Here is a 5,170-nt window from a genome sequence, read left to right as displayed (position 1 = left end):
GGGCACGCCCGCGACCCCGATAGTTCCTACGCGCACACCCAGCCCAACGACGGCCACCTCGAAATCGAAACAGCCCGAATCCCGCTCGCGAAGTCGAATACTGGACACTCAGCGCACCAGAGAAACCCGACTACCCGCGCAGGCGAGCCGCCGCAGCCTCGATGCGTTCGTCCGTGGCCGTGAGTGCGATGCGCACGTGCTGTCCACCGTTCGGTCCGTAGAACTCTCCCGGGGCAGCGAGGATGCCGCGTTCGGCGAGCCAGTCGACGGTGTCGCGGCACGGTTCGCCTCGCGTAGCCCACAGGTACAGCCCGGCCTCGGAGTGGTCGACGGTGAATCCGGCTGCTTCGACGGCTTCCTTCAATACAGTCCTGCGTGATCGGTACCGCTCGCGCTGAATGCTCTCGTGCTCGTCGTCGGCGAGTGCGGCGGTCATGGCGGCCTGGATCGGCAGCGGCACCATCATGCCGGCGTGCTTGCGTACCTCGAGCAGCTCGGCAACCAGGGATGCGTCGCCGGTGACGAAGCCGGCGCGGTAGCTGGCCAGGTTCGAGGTCTTCGAAAGCGAGTGCACCGCAAGCAGATTGGCGTGATCGCCGTCGCACACGCGCGGATCCAGCACAGAGACCGCTTCGGCTTCCCAGGTCAGACCCAAGTAGCACTCGTCGGAGACGACGATGGCGTCACGCTCGCGGGCCCAGTCGACGACTTTGCGGAGATGCTCGACTCCGAGCACCTTGCCGGACGGGTTGGACGGTGAGTTGACGAAGATCAGCGACGCCCGCTCGGGGCCAAGACGCGACAACCCGTCGGCTCGCAGAATTCGCGCGCCCGCCAGCAGGGCCCCCACTTCGTAAGTGGGGTAGGCCAATTCGGGGATGACAACCAGGTCGTCGGTTCCCAGGCCGAGTAGCGTCGGCAGCCAGGCGATCATTTCCTTGGTGCCGATGGCCGGGAGCACCGCGTCGGGCGAGAGACCGGTGATCGAGTACCGACGCTCGAGCGCGGCCACCGCGGCCTCACGCAGCGCGACGGTCCCGACCGTGGTGGGGTAACCGGGCTCGCCCGCAACGGAATTCAAGGCCGTACGGATCACCTGCGCAACCGGATCCACCGGTGTCCCCACCGACAGGTTGACGATGCCGCCCGGGTGCGCCGACGCCTTGTCCTTGGCAGCGGTCAACGAGTCCCATGGAAAATCGGGCAGCGCCGCTGCCACCGCTCTGCGTGCCAAGGCGTCAGTTCTCGCCCATGGGAGGCAGAGCCTTGATGAACGGCGGGTCGTAGTCGGTCTTGCCGAGTTTCGCAGCGCCGCCCGGAGATCCCAGGTCGTCGAAGAAGTCGACGTTGGCACCGACGTATGCGCTCCACTGCTCGGGCACGTCGTCCTCGTAGAAAATGGCCTCGACGGGGCACACGGGCTCGCAGGCTCCGCAGTCGACGCATTCGTCGGGGTGGATGTACAGCATTCGGTTACCCTCGTAGATGCAATCCACCGGGCACTCTTCGATGCACGCTTTGTCCAGTACATCTACGCACGGTTCTGCAATCGAGTAGGTCACTGCTGCTCTCCCCTCCTGTATCGATCGTGGGCGCTCGCGCGCCCTGAGCATCCTAGTATCGCGGTCCGAACCTGGAGCAAACCGACCAGGGTGACCTCACCTGGCTCGATCGGCTATCGCCGTAGCTGCTTCGCGGGCGAGTCGGCCCCGAGGTTCGAGGCTTTCTTGTGGGCCGCGAGCCACTTGCGGCCCTGCTTGGCGGCGCGCGAGAGCGCGCCGCGCTCGCCGAAGTAGCCGGCGACGCCACCGACGACCGGGATGGCACCGAGCACGCGGTAGATGCCGCGAGGATGCGGACGCTTCTCCAACTCGCCTGCGACGTCGCGCAGTACGTTGGCGATCTGCCACATGCCGCGCAGCAGCGCGAACGGACCCGACTTGGGGGACTCTTCCTTCTTCGCCGGAGCACTGTCGGCCAGGGACGTCAGGTCGCGCTTGCACAACACCGAGCCGAGTAGCGCCACATGCGTCTCGCGGTCGGTCACCCCTGATTCGCGGGCCACGGCGACCAGCACCATCGCCTGGTTGGCGAACCCGAGCAGATCCTGGATCGGCAGGCGGTTGACCAGGATGCCGAACACGCCGGGAAACGCGACGGCAACGGTGTTGAGAGCTCCGATGCGATTGACCCACCACTGCGACCGAGCGTCACTGCCGAGCTTCTCCCAGCCTGCGGTGCCCGGGAAGTCGGTGGTGTCGAAAGCTTTCGCCAGGAAATCGATGACGTTGTCGAGGGTCGAATCATCCGCGGAGGACTCGCGGAACGTCCTGCCCTTGAGCCCTATCGGGTCGCGAGTCGCGAGGATGTCGAGCACGGGATGGATGATGGCGACGGCACTGCTCAGCACCGCGGCGACGCGACGGTCGTCCATGTCAGACAAGCTCCATTTCGAGAGTGACCCCGAGGGTCAGATCAGGCCGGCAACGGACACCGCCGGAGCCGGGCCGTACGTGGTGGTGCGCTGACGAACCGGTCGTCCGATGCCGTCGGCGATCTCGTGCAGTTCCGCGACGGTCTTCTCCGAACCGTTCTGCGAACCCGCCATCCGCGAGATCGTCTCCTCCATCAGGGTCCCGCCCAGATCGTTCGCGCCCCCGTTCAGCATCGCCTGTGTACCCGTGATTCCCAATTTCACCCATGAGGTCTGAATATTGTCGATCCGGCCGTGCAGCATGATGCGGGCCAGAGCATGCACGGCGCGGTTGTCCCGGTTGGTCGGGCCTGGTCGCGAGGCCCCGGCCAGATACAGCGGCGAGGACTGGTGAACGAACGGCAGCGGCACGAACTCGGTGAACCCACCGGTCTTGTCCTGGATCTTCTTGAGCACGTTCAGATGACCGACCCAGTGCGACGGATTGTCGACGTGGCCGTACATCATCGTCGAGCTCGACCGCAGGCCGACCTCGTGCGCGGTGGTGATCACTTCGATCCACTCGGCCGCGGGCAGCTTGCCCTTGGTGAGTACCCAGCGGACCTCGTCGTCGAGAATTTCCGCAGCCGTTCCCGGGATCGAGTCCAGCCCCGCGGCCCGGAGCTCGGTCAGCCACTCACGGATCGACTGACCGCCCCGCGATGCCCCGTTGACGATCTCCATCGGAGAAAAGGCATGCACGTGCATCGACGGCACCTTGGCCTTGACCGCGCGAACCAGATCGGCGTATCCCGTCACCGGCAGTTCGGGGTCGATCCCGCCCTGCATGCACACCTCGGTGGCCCCGACGACGTGCGCTTCCCACGCCCGATCGGCGACCTCGGTGGTGGACAACGTGAATGCGTCGGCGTCGCCCTTGCGCTGAGCGAACGCGCAGAACCGGCAGCCGGTGTAGCAGATGTTGGTGAAGTTGATGTTCCGGTTCACCACGTAGGTGACGGTGTCTCCGTTGACCTGCTTGCGCAGATCGTCGGCGAGAGCAGCGACGGCGTCCATGCCCGGGCCCTCGGCGGTCGCGAGCGCGAGGTACTGCTCGTCGGACAACCCGGCCGGGTTCTTCTCCGCAGCTGTCAACGCCGACACCAGGTCCCGGTCCACCCGTTCGAGTCCGGCGAGATCGCGCACCTGCTCGCGGATCGAATCCCAGTCGCCGAACGCATTCGCCAGATCCGAACGCGTTTCGGTGTTACGCCCCTGGGTGTCGATCTCGGTGTTCAGGTCGACACGGCCCGAGGACACCCACTCCTCGTCCGGCTCCTGCCACGGCAGACCCGTCGGGTTCACGTTCTCCCTCGTCATGCCGGTCTCGGGATCGGCCAGCGCCCGCACGTGCGCCGAGATCCGCGGATCGATCCACGGAGCACCGGCGAGGACGTACTGCGGCTGCGCTGCAACACGTTCCACCAAGCGGTAGCCCGCCTTGTCCGACAGTTCCGCCAGGGTGTCGAGGTTCGGCCACGGCCGCTCGGGATTGACGTGATCGGGGGTCAGCGGCGAGACCCCGCCCCAATCGTCGACGCCTGCGCCCAGCAACGCTGCGGTCTCCTCCGCTGCCACCAGGTTCGGCGGAGCCTGGATTCGCATCGACGGGCCGACCACCATGCGCGTCACCGCGATCGTCGCCAGGAATTCCTCGAGACCGGCGTCGGGAACCGACCGCATAGCGGTATCGGACTTGGCCAGGAAGTTCTGCACGATGATTTCCTGCACGTGCCCGAAAGACTTGTGCACCTTGCGAATTGCCATGATCGACTCGGCGCGATCACGGAGCGTCTCGCCGATACCGACGAGAATTCCCGTCGTGAACGGAATGTTGAGCCGTCCCGCGTCGGTCAGCGTGCGCAGCCGAACCTCGGGATCCTTGTCCGGACTGCCGTAGTGCGCCTGCCCCTTCTCCTCGAACAACCGACGCGAGGTGGTCTCGAGCATCATCCCCATCGACGGAGCGACCGGCTTGAGGCGCGACAGTTCCTGCCACGACATCACACCGGGATTGAGGTGCGGCAGCAAACCTGTCTCCTCGAGCACCCTGATCGACATGGCGCGCACGTAATCCAGCGTCGAATCGTAGCCGCGCGAGTCGAGCCACGCCTTGGCCTCCGGCCACCGCTCCTCCGGCCGGTCGCCGAGGGTGAACAGCGCTTCCTTGCACCCCAGCGCGGCACCCTTGCGGGCGACGTCGATGATCTCGTCGGGATCCATGAACATCCCGTGGCCGGAAGCGTTGAGCTTGCCCGGGACCGTGACGAACGTGCAGTAGTGGCACTTGTCGCGGCACAACCGGGTGATGGGTACGAACACCTTTCGCGAGTACGACACCGTCTTCGGACGCCCGGCCGACTCGAGCCCCGCATCACGAACCCGCGCAGCCGACGTCATCAGATCCACCAGATCGTCTCCACGCGCGTGCAGCAGAACCGTCGCCTCGTCGACGTTCAACGAGACTCCGTCCCGGGCACGACGCAGTACGCGGCGCATGGTAGAAGCAGCTGGAGCGGTGTCAGGCAACGAAGTCACCAGTCGATCATGCGCTTCCTGGTACGCACGTGCCACCCGCCCCTCCCCTACTCGGGTCATTCCGCAGACTCCACTCCCGGCTTGCTAGCCTCGGGCTTTCACGCTGGCGTGTAGGCGAGGCGTGTCAGATAGAAAGAATGTTGCTCTGAGCTGGGAGAA

Annotated in this window: 4 protein-coding genes; all 4 read right to left on the bottom strand. The window is 65.8% G+C overall.

Translation table 11 applies throughout. The features are described 5' to 3' along the window. Window positions 1–130: 130 nt before the first annotated feature. The 4 genes from dapC to R4P47_RS24745 all read right to left on the bottom strand — a co-directional run bounded on the left by dapC (window position 131) and on the right by R4P47_RS24745 (window position 5,071). The gene (dapC, locus tag R4P47_RS24760) at window positions 131–1,234 is read right to left on the bottom strand and encodes a succinyldiaminopimelate transaminase (protein WP_317786053.1); all 1,104 of its coding nucleotides are present in this window, start codon (window positions 1,232–1,234) and stop codon (window positions 131–133) included. A gap of 4 nt (window positions 1,235–1,238) precedes the next feature. Next, on the bottom strand, window positions 1,239–1,562 hold the full coding sequence (gene fdxA / locus R4P47_RS24755; RefSeq protein WP_008714223.1) for a ferredoxin: 324 nt from the start codon (window positions 1,560–1,562) through the stop codon (window positions 1,239–1,241). 113 nt (window positions 1,563–1,675) lie between these two features. Beyond that, complete coding sequence (locus R4P47_RS24750) at window positions 1,676–2,434, bottom strand: hypothetical protein (protein ID WP_068053012.1); 759 nt, start codon at window positions 2,432–2,434, stop codon at window positions 1,676–1,678. Window positions 2,435–2,470: 36 nt separating this feature from the next. After that, window positions 2,471–5,071 (bottom strand): bifunctional FO biosynthesis protein CofGH, encoded by a 2,601-nt coding sequence (locus R4P47_RS24745; protein WP_317786052.1) that lies wholly within the window; start codon window positions 5,069–5,071, stop codon window positions 2,471–2,473. Window positions 5,072–5,170 lie beyond the last annotated feature (99 nt).

The organism is Rhodococcus sp. IEGM 1370 (genome assembly GCF_033142325.1).
Lineage (GTDB): Bacteria > Actinomycetota > Actinomycetes > Mycobacteriales > Mycobacteriaceae > Rhodococcoides.
The sequence above is the reverse complement of the archived record's forward strand: the minus strand, read 5'-3'. Positions and strand labels throughout refer to the sequence as shown.

Coding starts and splice junctions, on each gene's coding strand:
- R4P47_RS24750 (WP_068053012.1), bottom strand. CDS start 2,434: ATGGACGACCGTCGCGTCGCCGCGGTGCTGAGCAGTGCCGTCGCCATC.
- R4P47_RS24745 (WP_317786052.1), bottom strand. CDS start 5,071: ATGACCCGAGTAGGGGAGGGGCGGGTGGCACGTGCGTACCAGGAAGCG.